Below are 25071 nucleotides of genomic sequence, written 5' to 3'. Positions count from 1 at the left end.
CATCGCCGACATACGGGCCACTGAGGCTGCGTTGACCTTGCCGCCCGTGCGCGCTTATGCTACCGCACCTGACTCGGACACCCACACGTGCGGGTCACCGACTCTTGGTGATCTGCGACCGCAGGCGCGCATAGTGGTTTAGTGGCCGTTAGTTCTCAACCACGCCTCGCCCCACTCTACCGATTTCTGGTAGTAGTCGTGCTTGGGGCTAATACTATTAAGTTTATTGAGGCCCTGATTTCGAACGATGAGCGCTTGTTCGATCGCTCGCGCTTCTCCCTTCGTAACGGATCCCGTCGTAATTTCCTTGATCGTGAAGCGAGCGCCGTGTTGCGCTTGGCGCTTCGCAATTCCTTGCTTCGTGATTCCGGAATAGACCCATGTTGTGCCGTCCTCACCGAAGCCCATATAGACCCGGTACCCAGCCGCTGAATTGAGGCCCTTCTTAAGCGCCGCCGGGAGTATGGCTCGCAGCAGAGCCCCGCCGCCGCCGGCCTCCATCTCACCGCCTTGGAGAACCGGCGGGATATCCCCCCAGCCGCACCAATCCGCATGGGCACCACAGATGGCGTATGCCATCGCTGCCTGAATTGCCGGGTCTTCACGACTGCAGAAGGCGATGAAGCGACAGGCATCCTCTTCGGCTTCGTCGAGTGTTGAGCGTAGATCCTCGGGGGACGGGGCTAGGATCAGCTGGCCGGCCAAGGGCGCGCCACTACCCAGGATATATGCATCGTCGTGGCCTCCCGTTCCACCTTTGCCGCCAGCGCCCGGGACCGTTGGAGGTTTCTTCGTCAGGTTTTTGGAGCCAGAGCACCCCGGCCAACAGCCTTTTCGATCTTTTGCCTTTTTCTCCCGGTTGCCCTTTTCGTTTCCGGCCTGGTAATCCGGACAACTCACGATGGTCAGGCAATCGGTGTCGATGAGGCCGCTGGGATCGGCAAAAGTTGCAGGGTTACTGCGCGAGTAGGAGTAACCGTTCCATTGCTGTGGATCGACGGGATCCAGAACCGGATCGACGCTGATGAAGCGTCCAATGAACGGGTCGTATTCGCGGGCGCCAAGATGGGTGAGGCCGGTGTTGTCCTTAGTGCCGCCGACGAACCCCTTGTCCATTGCGGAGGGCCAAGTGACCGGTGAGGTGCCACGGTCGACGCCGAAGGGGAGGCTGCGGCGGCGGCTGGCGGTTAGGTCGGTGCTGTTAATGGTGGCTTCGGCGGTGCCATGGTGGTCGCTGACGATCCAGTTGAGGGCGCCGCCAGAAGTGCGGATGGCGATGGTCCCGCCGGGTCCGCTGTAGTAGCGGATAGCGGTGACGGTGCTGGTTGTGGGTTTGCGGATTTCGGTGCCACCCGGGAGGTAGAGGGTGGCACCGGCCGGGTCTTTGCGGATTAAGCGGTTGCCGTCGGCGTCATAGAGGTAGACGGTGGTGCCGGCGCTGTCTTGACTGGTTGCGAGGTGACCTTCGGGGTCCCAGTTCAGGCTTTGGTTGCCGGCGGGCCCGGGGCGAGTCTTAGTATTGCCGGTTTCGTCGTAGGTGTAGGCGGCAGTGGTGGTACTGGCGCCGCTGTTGATGATTGTGCTGACGGCGTGCGGATGGGAGCCCGGGGCGCCGCCTTGGTTAGGGTAGGTGTAGGTACGGGTGAGCTGGCTGGGTCCGTGCTGGATTTCGGTTTCGCGGTTATCGGTGCCGGGTTGGTATGTGTAGCTGTGCCAGTAGGGTGCGGGTCCGCCGAGGTTGGCGATGGTACGTGAGGCGGGGGCGCAGTCCGCATTGGTCGGGGTCCATGCCTCCGTGAGGCGCCGCAGGTAGTCGTAGGTGTAGCACTGGGTGTCGGGACTACTACCGGCGGGCGTGTCGTTGATTTTGGTGAGGTTGCCAGCGTTGTCGTAGGTATAGCCGAGGTTGAAGATCTCCGGCTTGAGGGTGGGGATGGCGGACGTGTTGGTGAGGCGGCCGGTGTTCTCGTCGATCGTGTTGGTGATCTGTACCTGCTTGCCGACCTGGCCAAGGGTTTGCTGGGTGAGTTGTCCGATTTTGTTGTAGGTCAAGTTGTAGACGTAGATCTGCGCGGCCGAGGTGAAGCCGGTTGTCATACCGACATCATTGAAGCCGTAGATCAGTTTTTCTTTCGCTAGGCCAGCAGCTCCGGGTTGTTCGACGCTGGAGACTTGGCCGTTGGGCCGGTAGACGGTGGCGTACTGGTAGCTGCACGGGGTGAGGGTGCCCGAGGCGCAGAGGCCGCCCTCGCTCGCGGGAATGCTGACCTGGGTGTTGGTGGGTCGGCCGAACGGGTCGAACGCGGTGATCTCGCTGGTGTAGGCGTTACTGCTGCCGGCTGGCTCGTAGCGGGTGGAGCTGGTCAGCTTACCGATGCCGTAGGGCAGCGTGTCGTAGACCCACTTGGCGCGGATCGAGCCTGTGTCAGAGGTGTCTCGGAGGGTGGTCTTACGGCCGAGGTCGTCGTAGGTGTAGGCAAGGATCGTTTGGCGGTGATCCTTGGTGGAGGTGAGCTGTCCCGCGGCGTCGTAGGTGTAGGTGGTGGTGCCGCGGTCGGGGTCGTCGTCGCGGATCTTGCGGCCGCGTTGGTCGTAGGTGTATCGCCAGGTGTTCGTCGCCGGGTCGATGAGGCTGGCGAGTTCGTCGCGGTCGGTGTAGGTGTAGCGGGTCTGGTCGAAGGTGGTGGCGGTGTCGCTGCCGACGTCGCCGGGGTTCTTGTACTGGCGCAGGGCGGTGGTGCGGCCGCGGGCGTCGGTGATGGTGGTGGTGGCGACGCCGCCGAGCGGTGGGGTGATGGTGGTCTTCTCGCCCTGGTAGCGGGTGGTGGTGCGCCATTTTTCGTTGGTGGTCTCGTTGACGCCGACCTTGAAGATGGCGTCGGTGAGGCGTTCGGCGCCGTCGTAGACGTTTTGGGTCAGGGCGGGCACGGCGGGTGTGCCGGCGCCGCCGTAGATGGTGGTGTTGGGTGGGGTGTTGGTCTTGTCGTAGTAGGGGGCGGTGGACCAGTCGAGCAGGCCGCGGGAGTCGTAGACGGTGTCGGTGAGGGTCCGTCCGCCGCCGGGTGCCTGGGTCTGGACCTGGCGGGCGCGCAGCAGGCCGTCGTAGAGGGTGATTGAGGTGGCGTAGTTGCTGGTGCCGAGTGGGGTGAGGGTCTTGGTGGTGACGGCGGTGGCGGCGGTGTTGCGCAGCAGGTAGGTGTACTCGGTGCTCGGCGCGTTGGGATAGGTGGCCTTGTCGCGTCCGGGTAGCCACACCTTGGTGAGGTGGCCGAGTCCGTCGTAGGCGAGGTCGGTGCGGATGCTGTTCGCATCGACGATGGCGGTGGGCAGGTTCCACGCCGGGGCGTAGCTGGTGGTGGTGGTCTGATCGAGGGCGTTCTTGACCGAGACGCTGGTCACCGGGCCGGTGGCCGGGCTGTAGGTGGTGGCGGTCTTGCGGTCGAGGGCGTCGTAGCTGTCGGTGACCCGGCCGTAGGAGTCGTAGGTCCAGCGGCCGGTGGTGATCCAGGTGGGCGTGGTGCCGCTCCACCGGTCGATGGCCTCGGTTTTGGCGACGTTGCCGTAGACGGGGAGATCGGTGTCCCAGTTGTTGGCGGCGTTGTCGTAGGTGGTGCGGGTCGACGACAGCACGTCGGCGGGCAGCGTGGGGGTTGCGGCGCAGTCGACGCCGACGGCTTCGGTGCGCTTGGGTAGGCCGAGTAGCCAGGTGGATGGGTTGCGGGCGTACCAGGTGCGGGTGCAGCGGTCGTCTGCGGTGGTGGATTCGTCGCCGAGGTCGTCGACCTGGGTCGGCAGGTTGTCGCTGTTGTAGCTGGTGACGGTCTTGGTCCAACGGGTGGCGCCGGTGGACAGCTTGAGCCGGCTGCGGGTGGTGCCGGTGTTGGTCATCCAGGCCTTGAGGTTGCCGGAGCTGGCGGTGGGGCCTTGCTTGACCGGGGTGGTGATGGTGCCGGAGATCCAGCTGCCGCCCACGCCGAGAAGGGTCGTTTCCTCGCGGATCATGCCGGCGTAGGCGTCGTGGTCCTCAACCGTGCCGTTCTGGGAGTCGGTGATCCACACATCGCGGGTGCCGGTGGGCTGTTTGTCGTCGTCCATGCCCCGGAAGTAGAGGTACTCGGTGGCGGACTGGACGCCGGATTCCAGGCCGGTGCGCACGCGGATCTTTCCCCAGCCGCGGAACTCGCTCCAGGTGCGCTTTTTCTCGTCGGTGAGCTCGGAGTTGTCGTAGTGCCAGGCGGGGGTGTCGAGGTAGTCGTAGTTGGTCTGTTCGTGGGTGAAGCCGCCGGTGTTGTCGTAGACGTCGATGCGGTCGACGCGGTACTTGTGGAACCAGTCCAGGGTGGGCTCTTCGCCCTTGGGCCCGTAGTACTGCGGGAAGCAGCGTCTGGTGTTGCTCGCCACGGCCGGCGTGTTGCCCCGCGTGCACTCGGGTTTTGAGTAGGTGATTCCGTACTGCGCGCCGGATTCGGTGGTCACGGTGTTGATGCGGTAACGGAACAGGTTGGAGCGTCCGTCCGCCGGCCCGTCCACGCGGTTGGCGAGGGGGTCGGCGCCGGGGTCGAAGACGATCTCGGGGACGGTGGCTTCGGCGCCGCCGGCGGTGGTGACCTTGCCGGTGCGGGTGATGCCCCTGAGCCACATCGGTGACGCGCCCACGTCACCGGACTGCAGGTAGGTGTGGCGCAGGGAGATCTCGTCGACGGTGCTGTAGGTGGCGCCGGTGCCGGCCTGCACCTGTGTGGTGATCATGTTGAGTCGCTGGTTGGTCCAGAACGTCGGCGACAGTTGCTCGGTGCACGGCGCGGCGGTGCAGTACTGGTCCCAGGGGGTGTCGGGCCAGGACGCCTGGATGGCGGTGCTGCCCGACCAGCAGGAGCTGACACAGCGGTCGTCGTGGTCGAAGAGCACACGGGCGGCGGCGTAGGTGGTGATGGGTGCGTCGGTGTGGTTGCCGTATTCGACCTTGGTGAGGTAGCCGCCGCGGTCGTAGGTGGTGCGCTTGTTCTTGTCGCCTTCGCGGCCGTAGGCGCCGGGCTCCTTGCCGTAGAAATAGGTGATCGTGTTGCCGTGGGTGTCCACGACGTAGTCGAGGTTCCACCGCCAGGCTTCGGTGGCGCGGGATGCGGCAAATCCGCTGGTGTTGTAGCCGGGCTCGTCGGGGTGGTTGCCGTAGACGGGCACGGTCCAGGTGGAGTTCGTGGTCGTGGCGCCGGAGCTGCCACCGCCGCCGTGGTTGCGGCCGAAGTAGTACTGGGTGCCATCAGGTGTGGTCATCTTCCAGTACTCGTTGTTGTTGTCGTCGTTGCTGGTGTCGGTGGCCAGCTCGATCTTCGACCCGTCGTCGGTGACGCCCTTCCAGGTGTTGCCGCTGGACTTCACCAACTCGGTGGCCTGGCCGTTAAGCGAGACGGTGGCGTTGCCCTCCGGCTTGTACCAGCACAGGTCACCGCCGGACACGCTGCCGTTGTTGGCGTTCTTACCGCGGATCGCGTCCTTGTCGTCGGCGCAGGCCTTGAACTTGCGTTCGATGTAGCCGGGCCACATGCTCCACCCGTCACCGATCCATGAACCCTGCGTGTTCGTGCCGCCGGTGAGTCCGTCCACCGCCGCTGACGAGTAGGACATGCTCAGGGCCGGCGCCAGGCCGCCGGGCACCGGCGGGACACTGACCGGGTATGACCAGGAGAACGCCCCGGTCTGCTCGGAGACCTGCCACGTGCTCGCCGCTGACAACGACGTCGCGGAGTAGTCACCGTTGTCGCCCGAGGCACCGGCTGCCAGCGCCACCCGCGCTGATGGTGACAGCGTGACGGTGGCGCTGACCGTCTTGGCGGCGGCGTCGTTGGTGCTGGGCAGCGGCGTACCGTCGGGCAGGGACACCAGCCGCAGCCGCGACGCCCAGTCACCGCCGCGATCGGCGGCGACATCACGGTAGGACACCGTCAGATCGACAGCGCCGCCGTCTCGGCGGCCGTCGGCGCGTCGCACGTCCAGCACGAGACCCGACACCCCGGCGCTGCGGGCGGCGGCCTTGTCCGCCAGGGCCACCGTCACGTGCCCCACCGCTTCCTGCCCGGTAGCGGCGGAGGCCCGCCCGCGTCCCACATGCGGGCTGACCCAGACCGGCAGCGCGCCGGCGCGCTGCCGGACTCCGGTGGTGAGGTCGACGGTCGCCGTGCCCGCCTGCGGCCAGCGCGCCGCCGTGCCCGCGGCGCGGACCTCACGCGCTCCGGCGGTCCAGGAGGGCCGCACCGTGTGCTTGAGCGGCTTGACCGCCACTCCCGTGACGTCCTTCGGCTTGGGAGGCTTCCACGGCGCCGCGCCTGCCGCATCAGCCGGGACCTGGGCGGTGGTCACCGCCATGATGATGGCCATCATCGCGGCGATCGGGGTGCGCGCCTGCGACAGCCGGCGTCGGGAGGCCGCTCGGAGAGCGGATGGGGAGGAGGTCACGGACGGTCCTTCCTGCGATGACCGGGCAGACGCGGGAAACCAGAGCGGATCACTGAGCGGCGAACTGAAGGACGTCGAATTCGCCCCATACGTACTGGCTGGCGTAGACGTGGTCGACGTCGCCCAGCCAGCGTTCCGTGCCGGTGAATCCGCCGCCGAGGGTGAGCGGGCCGGTCGCCGACCAGCCACCCGCATAGGCGGCGGTGGCCTTCGTGCCGCCGATGGCGTCGGGGCCGTTGACGTAAAGGGTGATCAGGCCGTTGGTGGGGTCCACCGAGCCGACGAGGCTGACCCAGTCCCCCGGGGCGACGTAATCGCCGGTGCACGCTCCTGTACGGCCGCTGGTCGCCGAATCGCTGGTCGCGACCGTGAAGCACCATGCCGGATCGGGTGTGCCGTCGCCGGTGACGTCGCGGTCGGTGCGGTAGCCGAGGGTGAACATGCTCGTCGCCACCCCGTTCTGCGCCACCGCGGTGTGTGGCGCGGCCAGCGCCGTGTCGTCGGGGATCCTGACCCACGCGGCGACGGTGAAGCCGCTGACCGCGGAGGTGTTGAGCACCGGTGAGGCGGTGGTGAACACGCCGGTCCCGTCCAGGGTCGCCGCTGCCGCGTCAACCCGCCCCGGACGGGTGTGCGGGTCGGCGGTGCCGCTGTAGGCAGCGGGGAAGCCCGCCGGAATCGAGGCGGCGTCCTTGCCCGGGTCGTCGTCGAAGGTCCAGGCCCAGGAGTTACTGCTCGGGGTGACCAGGAACTCGTAGACCCGGGGGTCGGAGGTGGCGCCGGCGGCGTTGCGGGACTGCACCTGCAGCACGTTGAGCCCGTCACGCGCCGGGGTGATCGACTCGACGGTGCTCGTGCCGGTCACCTCCCGCAGCGACAGGTCGTCCCAGAACACGGTCTTTCCCGAGCCCGGGGTCATGCCGTTGTAGAGGCGCACGAACGCTTCCGTCGCGGTGGTCGGGACGGTGACCACGATCGACAGTTTCTGCCACGTGTCGGTCGCGGTCGGGCGGTTCGAGGCGAGGGTGGTGTAGCTGCCGGCGTTCATGTAGATCGGGACGATCGCCAACCCTCGCCAGTCGGTGACGGTCAGGCCCGTCGCCGCCGGCACGTAGATCCACCCGGTGACCAGATAGCGTTTGCCGGGTTGCATGCCCAGCCGCAGACCGCCGTTGTCCCCGCCGACCGTGGCGTAGGTGAACGGCGCTCCCGCCGTGCCGCCGGTGCCCGTCGGGGTGATCTGCAGCGAGTCGGAGCTGTTGTGACCACGCGCTGTGGAACGGGCGATTGTGGCGTAGCCGCCGGCGGTGAAGCCGGTCAGGTTCGACGACACCTGTTGCTGGTTGGCGGTCAACTTCTCCGCCTGCGGGGCGCCGGCCGCCACCGTCACCGCATTGCCCTGGTTGACCGAGTAGATGTACTCGCTGACGTCGCTGGCCGACCCCGGTCCGAAGGTGAACGAACCGGCCTGACCGGGGCCGCCGTTCCACGTGCCGGTGTCCTTCGGTGGATAGGCGATCGCCGACACCGACGGCAGCGACGGATCCTGCGTGTTGACGGTGAACTGGAACCAACCCGTGGTGTCGCTGCACGTGGTCGCGTCGCAGGCTCGCACCCGCCAGAAGTAGACCCCGTCCGGCAGCGTCTTGCCCGACAAGGGCACGACCTTCCATGGCCTGGCCGTGCCTGACGCGACGCCGGTGACCGCCGTGCCGGACTTCGCCATCAACGTGCCCTTGGTGCTGTTGAACACCGCGTACTCCGCCCGCAGGGTACCCCCGTCCGGGTCCGACACGGTGGCCGTGAGCTGTGGTGTCCCCGAGCGCACCACCGCCGGCGAACTACACGCCGAGTAGCAGGAATCGATCTTCAAACCGGTGGGCACGTTCGGCGTCCGGTTGTACACCAATGTCACGTACGGGGTGTGCGCCGACGCCTCCGACGAGTTGAACTTCTTCCAGCCGGCGCTGCTGGACTCGCTCGACGCCCGCAGCCCGATCAGCGCCCACTGCTGCTCCACCGAGTCGAAGGCGGCTTGGAAGGACTTCTTCACCGACACCGACACCCAGCCGTCGGCGCATCCCCCGTAGCCCTTGGTACCGGTGGAGGTGCCGTCACGTTCCAGCCACGATGGCTGGTTCCCCCAGCGAGCTGACGAGTCAGCCCAACTCACCAGCCACGACTCCCAACCCGCCGGATTGCAGGAGTAGGAGTGGTAGTTCCACAGGAACAGCTCCGCGCTGATCACCTGCGCGCCGTCGAGGCCACCCAGCCGCTGGAAGTTCATCAACGTCCGCGCCTTACAGCCCGAAGGGCAGCCCTCGTTCGCGTCGACGACGTACCCCAACTTCAGGGTCGTGTCGCCGGACTTGTCGGTATTCGCGATCGTGTCCTGCACATACCCGTCGAACGCTGGCCCCAGATTCACCGACGGATCGATCGTCACCGGGTACGTCAACTTCGGATCCTGATAGAAGACCGGGTCCGGAGTCATCACCAGATCGACGCCGCCACCGGTCGCCACCGCCGCGACCTTGACGTCCGCCCGGTGCTGCGGCTCGCCAGAGGACAACGTCCTCGCGTCCCACATCTCACCCTGCGACACCGTCACCGGCGCGCCACCGGCAGCCGTCACCGCCGAGCGCGCCGCCGCCGCACCAGCACCCACCGACCACGGCAGACTGATCGACGAGACAGACGCAGCCGCCGCCGGCGTCTTCACCCGGAACGAGTACGCGAAACCAGACCGGCGCGCCTCGACCATCAGATCAACGCCCGGCTTCACCTCGGCATAGGTGGCCGTCGTGCCGTCAAGGGTCGGCTCCGGCAACACACCACGCCACCCCAACGCCACCCGAGAGGCACCACTACCGGCCGCCGCCAGCGCATCCGCCTCTGCGGACCGCGCACCCGACAACCACAACCCTCGCGCGTCCAACCTCGGAGCGACGCTGCCGTCCGAGCGCTTCTGCAACGCCAGGTCGAGATCTGCCCACTGCCCCGCGGCGTTCCTGGCTCGTACCGGGGCCGCAGACAGCTCCGCGCGCACGGTTCCGTCCGGCTGCGCCCACGACCGCGACACCTCCGTCGTCGCGTCCGACACCAGCACCGGCTTGCGGCTGCGATACGCCAACCGCATCGCCGACGCCTCATCCGCCGCCTGCAGCACACCGCTCTGCGCAGAAGCCGCCGCGGCGGAGCCGGCCTCCGCCGTCGCCGCCGACTGGTCGAAGATCACCGGCCCCGCAGATGTCGCCGCCAGAACAGCCGCCATCGCCAGAGACGCACGTCTCCCAGCGAAGACACGCGCACGCGTACTGAACCGCCACCGCAACACATCGCCCCCCGTGATCATGCCGACCGGCGACGCAGACGCTAGATATCAGCACCAGTCTCTGTAAAGAGCGGTTACAACTTGCCACCACGAAACGCCTATAGATACTCAGAACCACACCCCCTCCGGGGATGTCATGACATGACGTAACGAGGCAAGCGCCGACTGAAGCGCGATCGGCTTACCCCTCGACGCGGCAGGATTCTGACAACCACCGGCATCGCGCCCACTGCCCACGATCAACCGGCAACCGGCGCCCTCCGGCTGCGGTAGCCGTTCGGACCGCTGTTCCGCTTATTCACGGCGGCGCAGCCACGGCACGGGCCCAGTCGCGTCGATGCCTGGCCGAACACCAACCGGACGCGGCCTCGCCCGACCACTTCAGCCCCACCGAAGGGGTCACCGCCCAGGAAGCCCTGACCAGATGGCTGCCAGTGGGATTCGAGTCTCAACTGCTGGAATGCCTACCACTTCCGCCGTGGCGGATCTAGAGCCGCACGTCGATGCAGGATCGCCCCGGCGACCGGCGTCGGCGAGCCCAGGACGACAAACCGACAACAGGCAGGCGGGGAGCAACCGGCGATGACCACTTCGGTGTTCTCTGGGAGGTCACGCCGGACCACTTGCCCACATCACCGCAGGTCAGAGCCCTCGGCTCTGCCCGGTGTCGGTGAGCACTTCGGGCGCGGTGACCACTTCGCCAACCTGCACCCAATCTGCTCCCACTTGCAAGGCCAGGTGATTCAGCAGCTCCTTACCGCCGTGACCTGCGCACACTCCCCTACCAGGGGACATAGAGTGCTGTCGACTGCTGCGCAAAACCGCGCAGCAGTCCGTGTGAAACAGGACGCTGCACCGACTCTGACCTGCGGAAACGAGAAGCCGCAGGCCGGGGTGGGTGCAGTTGCGCACCGTTGGGTGCCGTTCGGTGCGGTTGAGGGCCGTTCAGTGCACCCTGTTGCTCCCAACCTGCTCCCCCAATCCCGGGCCCGTGACCGGGTTGCTGCAGCCAGGCTGGAACGGGCGTCCTACAGGTCGTTCGTCAGAGATCGTGGCCGCTTACCCGAGCGGCCTTGGCTGGCGTCGGCGCCGGTTAGCCGCGCCCCGCGTACCGCTCAGACCACCGCGGGCTGGGCTTCGGTCGCCACCCTGCCGACCAGCACGATCCGCTGCGGGTCGAGCAGGAGGCAGCACGTGACGAGCCAACGGGCCAGTTCGTCGACGCGCTGGCGAAACTGCTCGCCGGGCGTCCAGATCGCCTCGGTCGTGACCAGCGAGCCGTACACCGGTACCGGATCGAGGTCAAGATCCCGTTCAGCGTGCTGCCCGACAACATCTACTCCGGAGGACGGGGGCGCGCCGGTCAGAGCGTCGCAAGCACCCCGGCCAGAACGACCAGGCAGCACCCGATCTCGATCATCCCGACCTGCACAGGGCGGAGCCGGCGTGCCGGCAGCAGCGCGGCCCGGAGCAGGAGCAGCAGGAAGACCGGACCGAGCAGCACATCCAGCAGCCAGACCACGGCGGTCAGGGCGAGCACGTGGTATCCGATGGAGAGACGGAGGAAACGACTGTCACCGCGTTGCCGGATCATCGTCTTGACATAGAGGACAGTGCCGAACAAGTAGAGCAGGAGCACTGCGAAGGCCGGGGTGACCCGGGTGACGGACACACCGGCGATGGTCGCCGCGACGAAGACCAGCAGGCAGCTCTGCGCCACCGAGGCCAAGTCGTTGAGCAGTGCCCGTTCCCGGCGATGCCAGGCGTATCCGGCGTTGACCGCCAGCAGCGCGGCGTAGCCCGGGGCGTACCAGAGGACGGCGGGCCGGGCGAGCGCCACAGTCGCCGCGAGCGGCGCCGCCAACAGGCCGTACACCAGCAGCTGGGGGGTAAAGCGGCTCGGCCGACGGCTCTTGATCGCCTGGAAGGCGTAATACGACAGCAGGTAGCCGGTCAGCCAGGCGCCGAGCAGCGGCAGGTGCGGCCAGCGCGGGCCGGCCAAGGCCACCCCCACGGTGTACGGCAGCAGGAGCATCGCCCACGCGCCGTGCTGGGGTGGGACGAACTGGCGCACGCGGCGGCGGCGCGTTACCGGGCGGTCGGCTACGACAGCGGTGTTCATGGTGGTCACCGGACCTCGAACAGGCCACGGGCGCCGCGCTCGGCGTCGACCATGGCGTGACTGACGAACGGGTAGTGCCCGGCTGCGGGGAAGACCGTCTCCACGAAGCCGCCGCCGGCCGGGGTGAGGGACAGCACCTGTGCTCCACCGGGGTCGGTCGGCCGGTTCTCCCAGTGCCCCTCCCGGTAGACGGTGTCGAACTGGGCGCCGACGATGTGGAACGAGCTGTCTCGGTTGGGGCCGGCGTCGAGCAACCAGACTCGGACCCGTTCACCGGCCCGGGCGGGCAGCGGACGGTGCGCGTACTGGGCGGGGTAGCCGTTGAAGACGACGGCGTCGGGGCGCTCCGCCTGCATCGCGGCCAGGTCGCCGGGCTCGCCGTCCGGGCCGAGGTAGAGCTCGGACTGGACGAGCACGAACTCGCGATCGACGCGGGGCAGGTCGGGCGGGTCGACGATGACCGCACCGTACATCCCGTTGCCGATGTGGTGCAGCATCGGCATGGTCGAGCAGTGGTACATCCAGATGCCGGCGCGGGTCGTGGTGAACCGGTAGGTCAGCCGCTGCCCGGGGTCGATCGGGCGCATCACCTCGTCCGGGGCGACGGCACCGGCGTGGAAGTCGATGCCGTGGTCCAGGGTGCTGTCGTTGACCAGGGTGATCTCGAAGGTGTCGCCGACCCGGCCGCGCAACACCGGGCCGGGCACGGTTCCGTCGAAGGTCCACAGCCGCTGCCGTACCCCGGGCGCGACCTCCCGGACGACTTCCCGGACGTGCAGCTCACGCCGGTGCAGCCGGCCGGGCGGCACGGGCGGAGCGGTGGCGTCCCGGGCGACGAAGGCCGCGCCAGGGTCGGCCATGGCATCGAGGCGCGGCCTCGTTCCCTCCGTCGCCGCGGCCGTCCCTGTCGGAGCGGCCACCGTGGCCCCCGTCGGGACGATCCGCAGTGTCATGCCGGCCTGCCGGTGGGCGGGCAGGGAGCACCAGCCCTCCACCGTCGCCCCGATCACGCCGGCGTCCAGCCGGGCGTCGCCGCCCCGCGTCAGCAGCGGTGTCTTCGCCCCGGAGGCCAGGACGAGGTCGTGGCGGCGGTTGTCCCGGTTGGTCAGCTCGATGACCAGTCGATCACCCCGGGGCACGTCGATCCGGTCGGGGTGGAAACGCATGCCGTCGGCGACCACGGTGACCGTGGTGGTGTGCCCGGTCGGGGTGACGGCGGTGGCGGCGGCGGGGACGGGTGCGTCACCGGAGACGCGTTGGGCGGCGACCCCGACGAGGACGGCGACGAGGACGAGGGCGAGACCCGCGGCTGCTCCGCCGAGCGGGCGGGGCACGGGGGCGTCGGTGCGCGCGGACACGGGTTACCTCCGGGCGGTGAGCAGGACCCGCACGGCCGGCACGAAGAACTGCACCAGCGCGGCGAGGATCAGCAGTGAGGTGGTGATGCGGACGAACGGCGGGGTGGGCAGGACGAGGACCAGCAGGGCGGCGTTGGTCATCGCGACGCGCTGCGGGCCGTGCCGCTCCAGCAGGGCGGCGCGGCGGCGCACCGGCGCGGGTCCGCCGCCGAGCACCACGGGCAGCAGGTGGGTCAGGGCTCCGACGAGGACCTGGGCGACGAAGCCGACCAGCAGCGGGAGCAGCACCGCACCGAAGCGGTCGGCCGCGCCGGCCGGGTCCGCAGCGGGCAGCAGCGTCGCGGCGTCCACAGCGAGGGCGACCATCAGCCAGCCGGCGGCCGCGGCGAGCGACCAGGACGCGAACGCGTACGGGGGGCGGGTGCGCGCGACGGCCAGCGCGGGGCGCAGGGCGATCAGCGCGCCGAGGGCGAACAGGCTCAGCCCGGCCGCGGCGACGAGCCGCCACCAGGCGAGCAGGCCGACGCCCAGCAGGACCAGTCCGGTCGTCGCCACCGGCAGCGCGACGGTGGCGGCGCGGACCGCACCGTCGGCCATCCGGGTACGCAGCACGGTGGGCCAGAGTGTCAGCAGCGTCCCGAGGACGGTCAGCGTCACCCAACCGAGCAGGTTCACGTGGGCGTGGAACAGCAGCAGCCGGGGGCGCAGCGGGTCGTCGATCACCAGCATCCCGGCGCCGACCGGCACGCCGGCGAGCAGGGCCACGGTCGCCGCCAGGTAGTAGCGGACCGTGACGGAGAACCGGGCCGGCAGGGCGCGGCGCAGCCGGCGGGTGAGCGCGACGAGGTGGGCGGTCACCGCGACGAAGACCAGCGTAGCGCCCGCCACGCCCAGCCAGGGGCGGTCGGCCGTGCCGCCGGTCAGGACCGCCAGCACGCCCACGTTGAGCGCGGCCAGCCGGGCCGCCTCGGCGCGGCGGCGGTCCGGGGCGGGGGCACGCAGCACGGCGGCGGCGAAGTGGGCGCTCCACACCACGACGGCGTTGCTGACCGCACCGAGCAGCAGCAGGTGGATGGCCGTCCAGCGCCACGCGGGGAGGAACGGATGGACGAAGGCGAGCACGACCAGCCCGGCCAGGTAGGCCAACGGCAGCGCAGCGACCCGGCGGTGCCAGCCGGCCCGCCGAAGGCCCGCCGCCACGGCCGGAGCGGTCACCGGGCCGGGGGCCGGGGCGGCGGGACCGGCCGACGCGACTGCCGAGACGGTCGGCCCGGGCCTCGGGCCCGAGGGCGCGGTCGGGGCGGAGTCGCCGCGGGTGCCGGCCATCACCGCACCGCCGGCACGACCGGCGGGACGACCGCCGTCCGGGTCCGCCGCCGGGCGGCGCGGACCAACGCGGCCACCACTCCGCCGACGAAACCGAGCACCGCCAGGACGTTGCCGACGCCGCCCCAGCGCCACCCGGCCGGCACGCCGAGCACGTCGCCGACCAGGACCCGGATCGTCAGGGTGGTGTGCAGCAGGGCGAGCGGGGCGTACAGCCACGGTCCGTAGGGCAGTGGGCGGCGAAGCACAGCCGGCAGGATCACTGGAGCGTGCGCGAAGATCATCGACATGGTGAAGCCCAGGAAGACCAGGTGCAGGGTGGCGTCGTAACGGGAGCCGCCGGTGACCGGCCCGGCGCCGGCCCACAGCAGGCCGGCCAGCGCCAGCCAGGCGTACCCGGTGAGCAGGCCGACCGCGACGTAGCGGGGGAGGCCGACGGCGCGCACCGTGCGGCGGGCGACGTCGCAGACCACCAGCCAGGCCACCGTTGCGAGCAGGCCGACCCCGAAGAGGTACGCCCCGACGGCCGGCCAGAGCGCGGCGGCGGTGGCGCCGGCGGTCAGCATGCCGAGGGCGGCGAGGAACCAGCCGACGCCGTGCCGGGGCAGCGTGAGGTGAGCGAGTTCCAGACGCTCCCCGGCGATGGTGGCCACCACGAAGGTGGCCAGCCAGGGCACGATCTCCGGCACGCTGAGGCCGGCGAGCCAGAGCAGGGTAGCGGCGTACCAGCTCAGCGCGCCGGTGACCTGGGCCAGCAGCGCCGGGCCGGGCTGCCGCCACCACAGCCGCTGGTAGATCAGCAGCAGCAGCACCGAGGCGAGCATGAGCAGCAGCCGGCCGGGCAGGCTCGGCCCGGTCAGCACCAGCAGCACCGCCCCGGCGCCGGAGCAGGCGGGTGCGAGCAGGGCCCACCGGGTGCCGAGGGCCACCGCGCGTTCCAGCGCCACCAGGGTGCCGACGAAGCCCAGCACCATCAGCGGGCCGTGCACCTGCTCCAGTGGGACGTGAGGCGCGGGCATCGGCAGGCCGAGCAGCAGCAGGGCGGCGTAGAGACCGCTCACCAGGGCGAAGCCGCCCGCGGCGAGGACGGGGAGACGCCATCGTACGGCGACCGGCCGTGGGTTCATGCCGGCTCTTCGGTGATATTCGGCAGGGCCAGCCGCACCACGCAGGCGTCGGGTGCGCCGAAGGGTTCGAGCACGGCGCCGGCCGGTGAGGCACCGGCGTGTTCGAGCGTGCCGCGGACCACGCCGACGTGCAGGGCGCAGATCGCGTCGGGGTTGCGGTTGACCAGTTCCAGGAAGGGACAGGTGTGCAGGTGGATCTCGGTCGCCCCGTCGGCCGTCCGGTGTCGGCGGGGATTGAAGCCCAGCCCGCGCAGGACGTCGAGCAGCGTATCGACGGGCTCCCCGCCGGGCGGGGTGGCGGCGGCGAGGTGGCGTCCCCAGGCCTGGCCGGCGCGGGTGGCCTCCGCCCGGACGTCTCCGTGGCCACGCCGCGACAGGTGGTCGAGCAGGGCGGCGGCGAGTGCCCGGTAGGGCGCGGGGGCCGGGGCCTCCGCGACGGCCACCCGGTAGCGCCACGCCGGCCGTCCGGGCTGGCCCCCACTGGCCCGCGCCTTGACCAACAGTCCGGCGTCGACCAGGCGGTCGAGGTGGGCGCGGGCGGTGGACAGGTGCAGGCCCGTCCGTTCCCCCACCTCGGCGATCGTCATGCCGACGCCGGCGGCGCGCACGAACTCCAGGATCGAGGCCCGGCTGGCGGTGCCGAGGGCCCGGTGGCGTTGCGGGTCGATGGTCTCGCCGGCCGGCCCTGTTCTCGGGGTTTCCACGTTAGATAACGTTACAACGTCGTTCACCCGCAAAACCCTGGAGGGCTCCATGTCCGCCTCACGCTCCCCGGCCGACCACGAGGCCGCGCAGGCCGTCGTCCGGCACCACGCCCAGCTCGCCGCCGACCTCGACCGGCACGTCGGAAACCTGCTGACCGCGGCCGACCAGGGTGACGCCGCCGGGGCGCTCCGGCACCGCGACGAACTGCTCCGATGGCTCCGCGACGAACTGCTGCCGCACGCGCACGCCGAGGAGGACTCCCTCTACGCCGCCGCCGGTGAGCGGGCCGAGGGTGAGCTGCTGGTCCGGGGCATGCTCGACGAGCACCAGGCGATCACCGGCCTGGTCGCCGAGTTGGAGACCGGCAACCGGCCGGTACGCCTCGCCGGCACCGCGCGCGCCCTCGCCGCGCTCCTCGCCGTCCACCTGGCCAAGGAGAACGACCTGGTCGTCCCGCTGCTGGTGGACGCGGCCGACGTCTCGCTGGCGAAGTTGCTGGAGGGGATGCACGATCTGCTCGGCTCCTCGGAAGGCTCGAAAGGCGGCGGGGGTGGCTGCGGCTGCGGTGGTGACCGGGCACCGGCCGACGCGGCGGCACCGACCCTGACCATCGATCCCCGGCTGGACGTCCGGCAGCTCCCGCACGACCAGCGCCACGCGCGGGTGCTGGCGGCGCTGGAGGCGCTGCCGGCCGGTGGAGCGCTGGTGCTGGTCGCCCCGCACGCACCCCGCCCGCTGCTGGCCGAGGTCGCAGCCCGCTACGCCGACGGCATGACCAGCGAGTGGCTGCAGGACGGGCCGGACGTGTGGCAGATCCGGCTCTCCCGCCGGCCGTTGACGGTCTGAGCAGTCTGTCGGTGCCCGGGCGGTGGGGGTCAGGGCCCGCCGTCCCGGCGTACCGGGCCGTCCGGCCCTGCTGACGGAGGTTGCCGGTACGCACGATGGAGTCGCCCACCCTCGTGGTCAGGAGACGAAGTGTGCAACTACTGCGGCTGTCGGGAGTTCCCGCTGATCGGCCGGCTCTCGGCCGAGCACGAGGCGATCGCGAACGCGGCCGGCCTGCTGCGCGGCGCGGTGCGGGCCGGCGGCCCGGACGCTCTGGTGGCGCTGGACGCGCTGCTGGCGCTGCTGATGCCGCACACCGCCACCGAGGAGGACGGCCTCTTCGAGGAGCTGCGGGCCGAGGGCAGCCTGGCCGAGGCGGTGGCGAAGCTCTGCGCGGAGCACGACGACATCCACGGCGTGCTCGGCGGCGTCGACCGGGCCGCCCCGGACTGGCCCGCAGTGCTGGCCGCCCTGGACCGGCTCCACCGGCACATCGACAACGAGGAGCACGGTCTCTTCCCGGCCGCGGTGATCGCGCTGCCGATCCCGGCCTGGGACCGGATCACCCCGGCGGAGGCGGCGGCCGGGTGAGCCGGCCCGGATGTCGGCCGCTGCCGACGCCGCCCCGCGGCTACCGGCGGTGCGCCTCGGTGGTCTTGACCGGCACGGTCTCGCGGAGGTCGTAGAGGGCGTCGAGCACGTCCTCGGTCTGCCCGCGTCGAGGCCGCCCAGCGCGGCGCCCCACCCGACCGGCACCAGGAAGAACACGCTCCACAGTGGCCCCCGGTCCCGGACCTGCCCGGCGAGCGCCTCGCGGGTGAGGGTGGGCGTCCCGGACGGTGACGCCGAGACGGCCGGGCCCCGCTCCGTGCCCCGCCGGTGACCGCCCGACCGGGCCCGAAGTCCCGCCGCGAACCCGCAGATTCAAAGCCGATGATCTCGGGACCTTCGGCCCGGTTTCCCGAGGTTGTACGTCGGCACCATGGCCATTACGCCCTCGCTCGGGGTTGCACTCCGGCGCATCTGTCGAGAACGTGGGGCAGTACGGCCATCTATCGAAGGAATGAGGCGTATGTCGCGAGCCACCGATAGTGCGGGGCGGGCGCTGCTGGCGGTGGGCGGCCTGGTACGCCGGGCCGAGGTCTCCGCCGACGGCCGGACATTGCACCAGATCGGCGGCCGGGAGGCGGACGCCTTCTACCGGGATCGCTGGTCCTACGACAAGGTGGTGCGCTCCACGCACGGAGTGAACTGCACCGGCTCGTGCTCCTGGAAGGTGTACGTCAAGGACGGCATCATCACCTGGGAGCAGCAGCAGACCGACTACCCGAGCGTCGGACCGGACCGGCCGGAGTACGAGCCTCGGGGCTGCCCCCGGGGTGCCGCCTTCTCCTGGTACACCTACTCCCCCACCCGGGTGCGCTACCCGTACGCGCGGGGCGTGCTGGTGGAGATGTACCGGGAGGCCAGGGGCCGCCTCGGTGATCCGGTGGCCGCGTGGGCGGACATCCAGGCCGACCCGGAACGACGCCGCCGCTACCAGAAGGCCCGCGGCAAGGGCGGCCTGGTGCGGATCACCTGGGACGAGGCCCAGGAGATGGTCGCCGCCGCGCACGTGCACGTGATCGCCGAGTACGGCCCGGACCGGGTCGCCGGCTTCTCCCCCATCCCGGCCATGTCGATGGTGTCGCACGCCGTCGGCGCCCGGTTCCTGTCCCTGCTCGGCGGCTCGATGCTGTCGTTCTACGACTGGTACGCCGACCTGCCGGTGGCCTCCCCGCAGGTCTTCGGCGACCAGACCGACGTGCCCGAGTCCGGGGACTGGTGGGACGCCTCCTACTTCGTCATGTGGGGCTCCAACGTCCCGGTGACCCGCACGCCGGACGCACACTGGATGGCCGAGGCGCGCTACCGGGGGCAGAAGGTCGTGGTGGTCAGCCCCGACTTCGCCGACAACGTCAAGTTCGCCGACGAGTGGATGCCCGCCCAGCCGGGCACCGACGGCGCCCTGGCGATGGCGATGGGGCACGTCATCCTCAAGGAGTTCTTCGTCGACCAGCGCACCCCGCGCTTCGTCGACTACGTCCGCAGGTTCACCGACCTGCCGTTCCTGGTCACCCTGGAGCCGGGTGCCGACGGGGCGTACCGGCCGGGCAAGTTCCTCACCGCCGACGACCTGGGCGAGACGGACAAGGAGGCGGCCTTCCGGACGGTGCTCTGGGACTCGGCCACCGACGCTCCCGCCGTGCCGCGGGGCAGCCTCGGCCACCGTTGGGGCGAGCAGCAGGGCCAGTGGAACCTGGACCTGGGCGACCTGGAGCCGGCGCTGACCTGCCTCGGGGCGGGCGACGCGGTGGAGGTGGAGCTGCCTCGGTTCGACACCGACACCCCGCAGGCGCTGCGCCGGGGCGTGCCGACCCGCACGGTGCGGGGCCAGTTGGTGACCAGCGTCTTCGACCTGGTGCTGGCCCAGTACGGGGTGGGCCGCGACGGCCTGCCGGGCCAGTGGCCGACCGGGTACGACGACGTCGAGGCGCCGTACACGCCGGCGTGGCAGGAGCAGGTCACCGGCGTGCCGGCGGCGCAGGTGGCCCGGGTGGCGCGGGAGTTCGCCGACAACGCGGACCGCTCCGGCGGACGGTCGATGATCCTGCTCGGCGCCGGCACGAACCACTGGTTCCACTCCGACGCCACCTACCGGGCGATTCTGGCGCTGGTCACCCTCACCGGCTGCCAGGGGGTCAACGGCGGCGGTTGGGCGCACTACGTGGGGCAGGAGAAGTGCCGCCCGGCGACCGGCTGGGCGCAGCTCGCGTTCGGCCTGGACTGGGTCCGCCCGCCCCGGCAGATGATCGGCACCGCCTTCTGGTACGTGCACACCGACCAGTGGCGCTACGACACCTACTCCGCCGACGTGGTCTCCTCCCCCACCGGCACCGGCGCGTTCGCCGGCAAGCACACCATGGACCTGCTGGCCCAGTCGGCCCGCTCGGGGTGGATGCCGTCGATGCCCACCTTCGACCGCAGCCCGCTCGACCTGGCCGACGAGGCCCTCGCCGCCCGGCCGGACGACCCGGCGGGCTGGGTGGCCGAGCGGCTCGGCGAGGGCGACGTGACGTTCGCCTGCACCGACCCGGACGCGCCGGAGAACTGGCCACGGGTGCTGACCGTCTGGCGGGCCAACCTGCTCGGCTCGTCGGCCAAGGGCAACGAGTACTTCCTGCGGCACCTGCTCGGCACCGACGCGAACCTGCGCGCCGAGGAGGCGCCGGAGGAGTTGCGGCCCAAGGACGTGACCTGGCGGGAGGAGGCCCCGGAGGGCAAGCTCGACCTGCTGCTGAGCCTGGACTTCCGGATGACCTCCACGACGCTCTTCTCCGACATCGTTCTGCCCGCTGCCACCTGGTACGAGAAGCACGACCTGAGCAGTACCGACATGCACCCGTTCGTGCACGCCTTCACCCCGGCGATCAACCCGCCGTGGCAGACCCGGACCGACTTCGACGCCTTCCACGGCATCGCGAAGGCGTTCTCCACTCTCGCCGGGCCGCGGCTGGGCGTACGCAAGGACCTGGTCGCGGCGCCGCTGCTGCACGACACCCCGGACGCGATGGCGACCCCGCACGGCCGGGTCCGCGACTGGGCGGCGACCGGGGAGACCCCGGTGCCGGGCCGGACCATGCCGAAACTGGTGGTGGTCGAGCGGGACTACGGCGCGATCGCCGACAAGATGGCCGCGCTCGGGCCGCTGATGGACACCCTCGGCACCACCGGCAAGGGCTTCTCGGTCGACGTGCGGCCGGAGGTCGAGTATCTGCGCCGCAAGAACGGTGAGGTGCGCGGCGGCGCCGCGGACGGGCGGCCGTCGCTGGCGAAGGACACGCACGCCTGCGAGGCGATCCTGGCGCTGTCGGGCACCACCAACGGGCGGGTCGCCACCGCGGGCTTCCGGGACGTGGAGAAGCGCACCGGGGTACGCCTGGCGGACCTGGCGGCCGAGCACGAGGGCAAGCAGATCACCTTCGCCGACACCCAGTCCCGCCCGGTGCCGGTGATCACCAGCCCGGAGTGGTCGGGCAGCGAGCACGGCGGCCGCCGCTACTCCCCGTTCACCATCAACACCGAGCGGCTCAAGCCCTGGCACACGCTCACCGGCCGGCAGCACTTCTTCCTCGACCACGACTGGATGCACGAGGCCGGCGAGGCGCTGCCGATCTTCCGGCCGCCGTTGGACATGCACAAGCTCTTCGGCGAACCGCGACTCGGCCGCAACGGGGAGCTGGAGATCACCGTCCGCTACCTCACCCCGCACTCGAAATGGTCCATCCACTCCGAGTACCAGGACAACCTGATCATGCTCACGCTGTCCCGGGGCGGACCGACGATGTGGATGAGCGAGGCCGACGCGGCGAAGATCGGCGTCCGGGACAACGAGTGGATCGAGGCGGTCAACCGCAACGGCGTGGTTGTCTGCCGGGCCGTGGTGACGCACAAGATGCCCGAGGGCACGGTCTACATGTACCACGCCCAGGAACGGGTGATCGACGTGCCCAAGTCGGAGACCAACGGCCGGCGCGGCGGCATCCACAACTCGCTGACCCGGCTGCTGGTCAAGCCCACCCACCTCATCGGCGGGTACGCGCAGCTGTCCTTCGCGTTCAACTACCTCGGCCCGACCGGTAACCAACGCGACGAGGTCACCGTGATCCGCCGCCGTTCCCAGGAGGTGCAGTACTGATGCGGGTCATGGCACAGATGGCGATGGTGATGAACCTCGACAAGTGCATCGGCTGCCACACCTGCTCGGTCACCTGTAAGCAGGCGTGGACCAACCGCTCCGGCGTCGAGTACGTCTGGTTCAACAACGTGGAGACCCGCCCCGGGCAGGGCTACCCGCGCACCTACGAGAACCAGGAGCGCTGGCAGGGCGGCTGGGTGCGGACCCGCTCCGGCAAGCTCAAGCCACGCTCCGGTGGCCGGGTGAAGAAGATGTTCAGCATCTTCGCCAACCCGAAGCTGCCATCCATGCAGGACTACTACGAGCCGTGGACGTACGACTACGAGCACCTGATCAACGCGCCGGCCGGCGACGACACCCCGGTGGCCCGGCCGAAGTCGCTGCTCACCGGCGAGGACACGAAGATCACCTGGAGCGCGAACTGGGACGACTCGCTCGCCGGCGGCAACGAGATCGCCGCCGGTGACCCGGTGCTGGCGAAGGTCTCCGGCCAGGTGAAGCAGGAGTTCGAGAAGACCTTCATGTTCTTCCTGCCGCGGATCTGCGAGCACTGCCTCAACCCGTCCTGCGCGGCCTCCTGCCCGTCGGGCGCGATCTACAAGCGGGCCGAGGACGGCATCGTCCTGGTCGACCAGGACCGCTGCCGGGGCTGGCGGATGTGCGTGACCGGCTGCCCCTACAAGAAGGTCTACTTCAACCACCGCACCGGCAAGGCCGAGAAGTGCACCTTCTGCTTCCCGCGCATCGAGATCGGCCAGCCCACCATCTGCTCCGAGACCTGCGTGGGGCGGCTGCGCTACCTCGGGCTGATGCTCTACGACGCCGACCGCGTCGCCGCCGCCGCCGCCATCGCCGACGAACACGACCTGTACGACGCGCAGCGGTCGGTCTTCCTCGACCCGCACGACCCGGCCGTGGTCGCCGCCGCCCGCGAGGCCGGCATCCCGGACGACTGGATCGACGCCGCGCAGCGCTCGCCGATCTGGGACCTGATCATGCGCTACGAGGTGGCGCTGCCGCTGCACCCGGAGTACCGGACCATGCCGATGGTCTGGTACATCCCGCCGCTGTCGCCGGTGGCCGACGTGCTGCGCGAGACCGGCCACGACGCGGAGGAGGCCGGCAACCTCTTCGGGGCCATCGACGCGCTGCGGATCCCGGTGGAGTACCTCGCCGAGCTCTTCACGGCCGGCGACCCGGAGCCGGTGCGCGGGGTGCTGAACCGGCTCGCCGCGATGCGCGCCTACCAGCGCCGGATCAACCTGGGCGAGGAACGCGACGAGTCCATCGCCGCCGCCGTCGGGATGACCGGCGCGGAGATGGACGAGATGTACCGGCTGCTCGCCATCGCCAAGTATGAGCAGCGGTACGTCATCCCCGCCGCGCACGCCGAGGACGCGCACCGGCTGGAGAAGATCGCCACCGAGTGCAGCCTCGATTACGAGGGCGGCCCCGGGATGGGCGGCGGCGGCCCGTACGGCCAGGGGCCCTTCGGGGAGTCCTCCGGCACGCCGGTGCCGGTCCAGGTGGAGACCTTCCACATGCTGCGCGACCGGCAGACCGCGGAGGGCTTCACCGATCCGGGCGACGAACCCCGCCGGGTCAACCTGCTCAACTGGGACGGCAAGGGCAGCCCGAAGGGCCTCTTCCCGCCCCGCAGCCGCGAATCCGCACCCGTCGACGGAGGTAACCCGTGAGCCAGCCGACCTGGCGGGCGGTGGCCGCCCGCGCGGCGTCCCTGCTGCTGCGCTACCCCGAAGAGGAGGTGCTCGCCGCGCTGCCCACCGTGCGGGCCGCGCTCGACGGCCTGCCGGCCGAGGTCGCCCGGCCGCTGCGCGAGGTGGTCGCCCACCGGGAAGCCGCCGCGCCGGTCGACCTGCGGACCGCCTACGTGGAGGTGTTCGACTTCCGGCGCCGCTGCTGCCTGCACCTGACCTACTACACCTGCGGCGACACCCGTCGCCGGGGGGAGGCGCTGGTCGACTTCGCCGCCGCGTACAAGGCGGCCGGACTGACTGTCGTCGACGGCGAGCTGCCCGACTTCCTGCCCGCTGTCCTCGACCTGGCCGCCGCCGACGACGACGGGTGGCGGCTGCTGCGGGAGAACCGCGTCGGCCTCGACCTGCTGGTCGAGGCGCTGGGGCGGGAGAAGTCGGTGTACCGGCAGGCCGTCGCCGCCGTCCGGGAGATGCTGCCGCCCGCCCAGCCCGGGGACATCGCCGCCGCCGCCCGGCTGGCCCGCACCGGACCGCCGGTGGAGCAGGTCGGACTCGAACCATTCGGACTGGTCGACACGACTGGAGGACGCCGATGAACATCCTGCTGTGGGTGGTGTACCCGTACCTGTCGATCGCGATCCTCGTCGGCGGCCTGATCTGGCGCCACCGCTACGACAAGTTCGGCTGGACGACCCGATCCTCCCAGCTCTACGAGAGCAGCATCCTGCGGTGGGGCAGCCCGCTGTTCCACTTCGGCGTGCTGATGGTCCTGATCGGACACATCGGTGGCCTGGTGGTCCCGAAGTCCTGGACCGAGGCGGTCGGCGTCACCGAGCACACCTACCACCTCATGGCCGTGTTCATCGGCACGGTGGCCGGCTTCTGCACCCTGATCGGGCTGGGCATCCTGATCGCCCGCCGCCGGTTGACCGGGCCGGTCTTCGCCGCCACCACCCGCAACGACAAGGCGATGTACGTGGTGCTGGCGGGGGTGATCGTGCTGGGCCTCTGGGCCACGGTGCGGGCCAACGTCGCCGGCCCCGGCTACGACTACCGGGAGACCATCTCCCCGTGGTTCCGGTCGCTGTTCTACCTCAGCCCGGATCCGGAGATCATGGCCGGTGCCCCGGTGGGCTTCCAGATCCACATCCTGGCCGCGTTCGCGCTCTTCGCGTTCTGGCCGTTCACCCGCCTCGTCCATGCGTTCAGCGCCCCGGTCGGCTACGCCACCCGCCCCTACGTCGTCTATCGAAGCCGGGACGACCGGCCCGGACTGCGGCCGACCCGCCCCGGATGGGAGGGGGCGCCTCGGCTGCCCACCCCGCGCGGCGGTCGGACCCGCTCGCGCCGGTGACCACCGCCGCC

At 70.3% G+C, this 25071-nt stretch carries 14 protein-coding genes and 1 pseudogene; 6 read left to right on the top strand and 9 right to left on the bottom strand.

Going from position 1 to position 25071, the window contains the following annotated elements; translation table 11 throughout:
- Positions 1-138: 138 nt before the first annotated feature.
- The 8 genes from MicB006_RS24035 to MicB006_RS24000 all read right to left on the bottom strand — a co-directional run bounded on the left by MicB006_RS24035 (position 139) and on the right by MicB006_RS24000 (position 16424).
- Positions 139-6453 carry an RHS repeat-associated core domain-containing protein gene (locus MicB006_RS24035; protein ID WP_161565945.1) on the bottom strand — a complete coding sequence of 2105 codons (6315 nt, stop codon included), beginning with the start codon at positions 6451-6453 and terminating at the stop codon, positions 139-141.
- 49 nt (positions 6454-6502) lie between these two features.
- The gene (locus MicB006_RS24030) at positions 6503-9691 is read right to left on the bottom strand and encodes a DNRLRE domain-containing protein (protein WP_161565944.1); all 3189 of its coding nucleotides are present in this window, start codon (positions 9689-9691) and stop codon (positions 6503-6505) included.
- A 1211-nt stretch (positions 9692-10902) separates the two neighbouring features.
- Positions 10903-11073 (bottom strand): hypothetical protein, encoded by a 171-nt coding sequence (locus tag MicB006_RS32465; RefSeq protein WP_225980475.1) that lies wholly within the window; start codon positions 11071-11073, stop codon positions 10903-10905.
- A 77-nt stretch (positions 11074-11150) separates the two neighbouring features.
- On the bottom strand, positions 11151-11909 hold the full coding sequence (locus MicB006_RS24020; protein WP_116511761.1) for a YwiC-like family protein: 759 nt from the start codon (positions 11907-11909) through the stop codon (positions 11151-11153).
- Positions 11910-11914: 5 nt separating this feature from the next.
- On the bottom strand, positions 11915-13267 hold the full coding sequence (locus MicB006_RS24015) for a multicopper oxidase domain-containing protein (protein WP_116509091.1): 1353 nt from the start codon (positions 13265-13267) through the stop codon (positions 11915-11917).
- A gap of 3 nt (positions 13268-13270) precedes the next feature.
- Positions 13271-14593 carry a hypothetical protein gene (locus tag MicB006_RS24010; protein ID WP_116509090.1) on the bottom strand — a complete coding sequence of 441 codons (1323 nt, stop codon included), beginning with the start codon at positions 14591-14593 and terminating at the stop codon, positions 13271-13273.
- Positions 14593-15720 (bottom strand): hypothetical protein, encoded by a 1128-nt coding sequence (locus MicB006_RS24005; RefSeq protein ID WP_116509088.1) that lies wholly within the window; start codon positions 15718-15720, stop codon positions 14593-14595. Before MicB006_RS24005 ends, MicB006_RS24010 begins: the two co-directional genes overlap by 1 nt.
- Positions 15717-16424 carry a metalloregulator ArsR/SmtB family transcription factor gene (locus MicB006_RS24000; protein WP_116509086.1) on the bottom strand — a complete coding sequence of 236 codons (708 nt, stop codon included), beginning with the start codon at positions 16422-16424 and terminating at the stop codon, positions 15717-15719. The genes MicB006_RS24005 and MicB006_RS24000 overlap by 4 nt, the downstream gene beginning before the upstream one ends.
- Before the next feature lie 49 nt (positions 16425-16473).
- Between MicB006_RS24000 and MicB006_RS23995 the strand changes: the two genes are divergently transcribed.
- Both MicB006_RS23995 and MicB006_RS23990 read left to right on the top strand, forming a co-directional pair.
- Entirely contained in the window at positions 16474-17271 is a 798-nt protein-coding gene (locus tag MicB006_RS23995) for a DUF2249 domain-containing protein (RefSeq protein WP_116509083.1), read from the top strand.
- A 129-nt stretch (positions 17272-17400) separates the two neighbouring features.
- A complete protein-coding gene (locus MicB006_RS23990; protein WP_064447300.1) occupies positions 17401-17841 on the top strand; it encodes a hemerythrin domain-containing protein in 441 nt (146 codons plus the stop codon).
- A gap of 49 nt (positions 17842-17890) precedes the next feature.
- Here MicB006_RS23990 and MicB006_RS23985 read toward each other — a convergent pair.
- Positions 17891-18129: pseudogene (locus MicB006_RS23985) on the bottom strand (hypothetical protein); the annotation flags it as partial.
- Between the two features lie 193 nt (positions 18130-18322).
- Here MicB006_RS23985 and MicB006_RS23980 point away from each other — a divergent pair.
- Genes MicB006_RS23980 through narI form a run of 4 tightly spaced genes read left to right on the top strand, consistent with a single transcriptional unit; the run spans position 18323 to position 25060 of the window.
- On the top strand, positions 18323-21988 hold the full coding sequence (locus tag MicB006_RS23980) for a nitrate reductase subunit alpha (RefSeq protein WP_116509082.1): 3666 nt from the start codon (positions 18323-18325) through the stop codon (positions 21986-21988).
- Positions 21988-23685, top strand: a complete 1698-nt coding sequence (gene narH / locus MicB006_RS23975) for a nitrate reductase subunit beta (RefSeq protein ID WP_116509080.1) — start codon at positions 21988-21990, stop codon at positions 23683-23685. The genes MicB006_RS23980 and narH overlap by 1 nt, the downstream gene beginning before the upstream one ends.
- Positions 23682-24302: a nitrate reductase molybdenum cofactor assembly chaperone gene (narJ, locus tag MicB006_RS23970; protein WP_116509078.1), complete on the top strand. Its 621-nt coding sequence runs from the start codon at positions 23682-23684 to the stop codon at positions 24300-24302. Before narH ends, narJ begins: the two co-directional genes overlap by 4 nt.
- Entirely contained in the window at positions 24299-25060 is a 762-nt protein-coding gene (gene narI / locus MicB006_RS23965) for a respiratory nitrate reductase subunit gamma (protein WP_116509076.1), read from the top strand. The genes narJ and narI overlap by 4 nt, the downstream gene beginning before the upstream one ends.
- Positions 25061-25071: the final 11 nt, after the last annotated feature.

This window comes from Micromonospora sp. B006, from assembly GCF_003408515.1.
Classification (GTDB): domain Bacteria; phylum Actinomycetota; class Actinomycetes; order Mycobacteriales; family Micromonosporaceae; genus Micromonospora; species Micromonospora echinospora_A.
The sequence above is the reverse complement of the archived record's forward strand: the minus strand, read 5'-3'. Positions and strand labels throughout refer to the sequence as shown.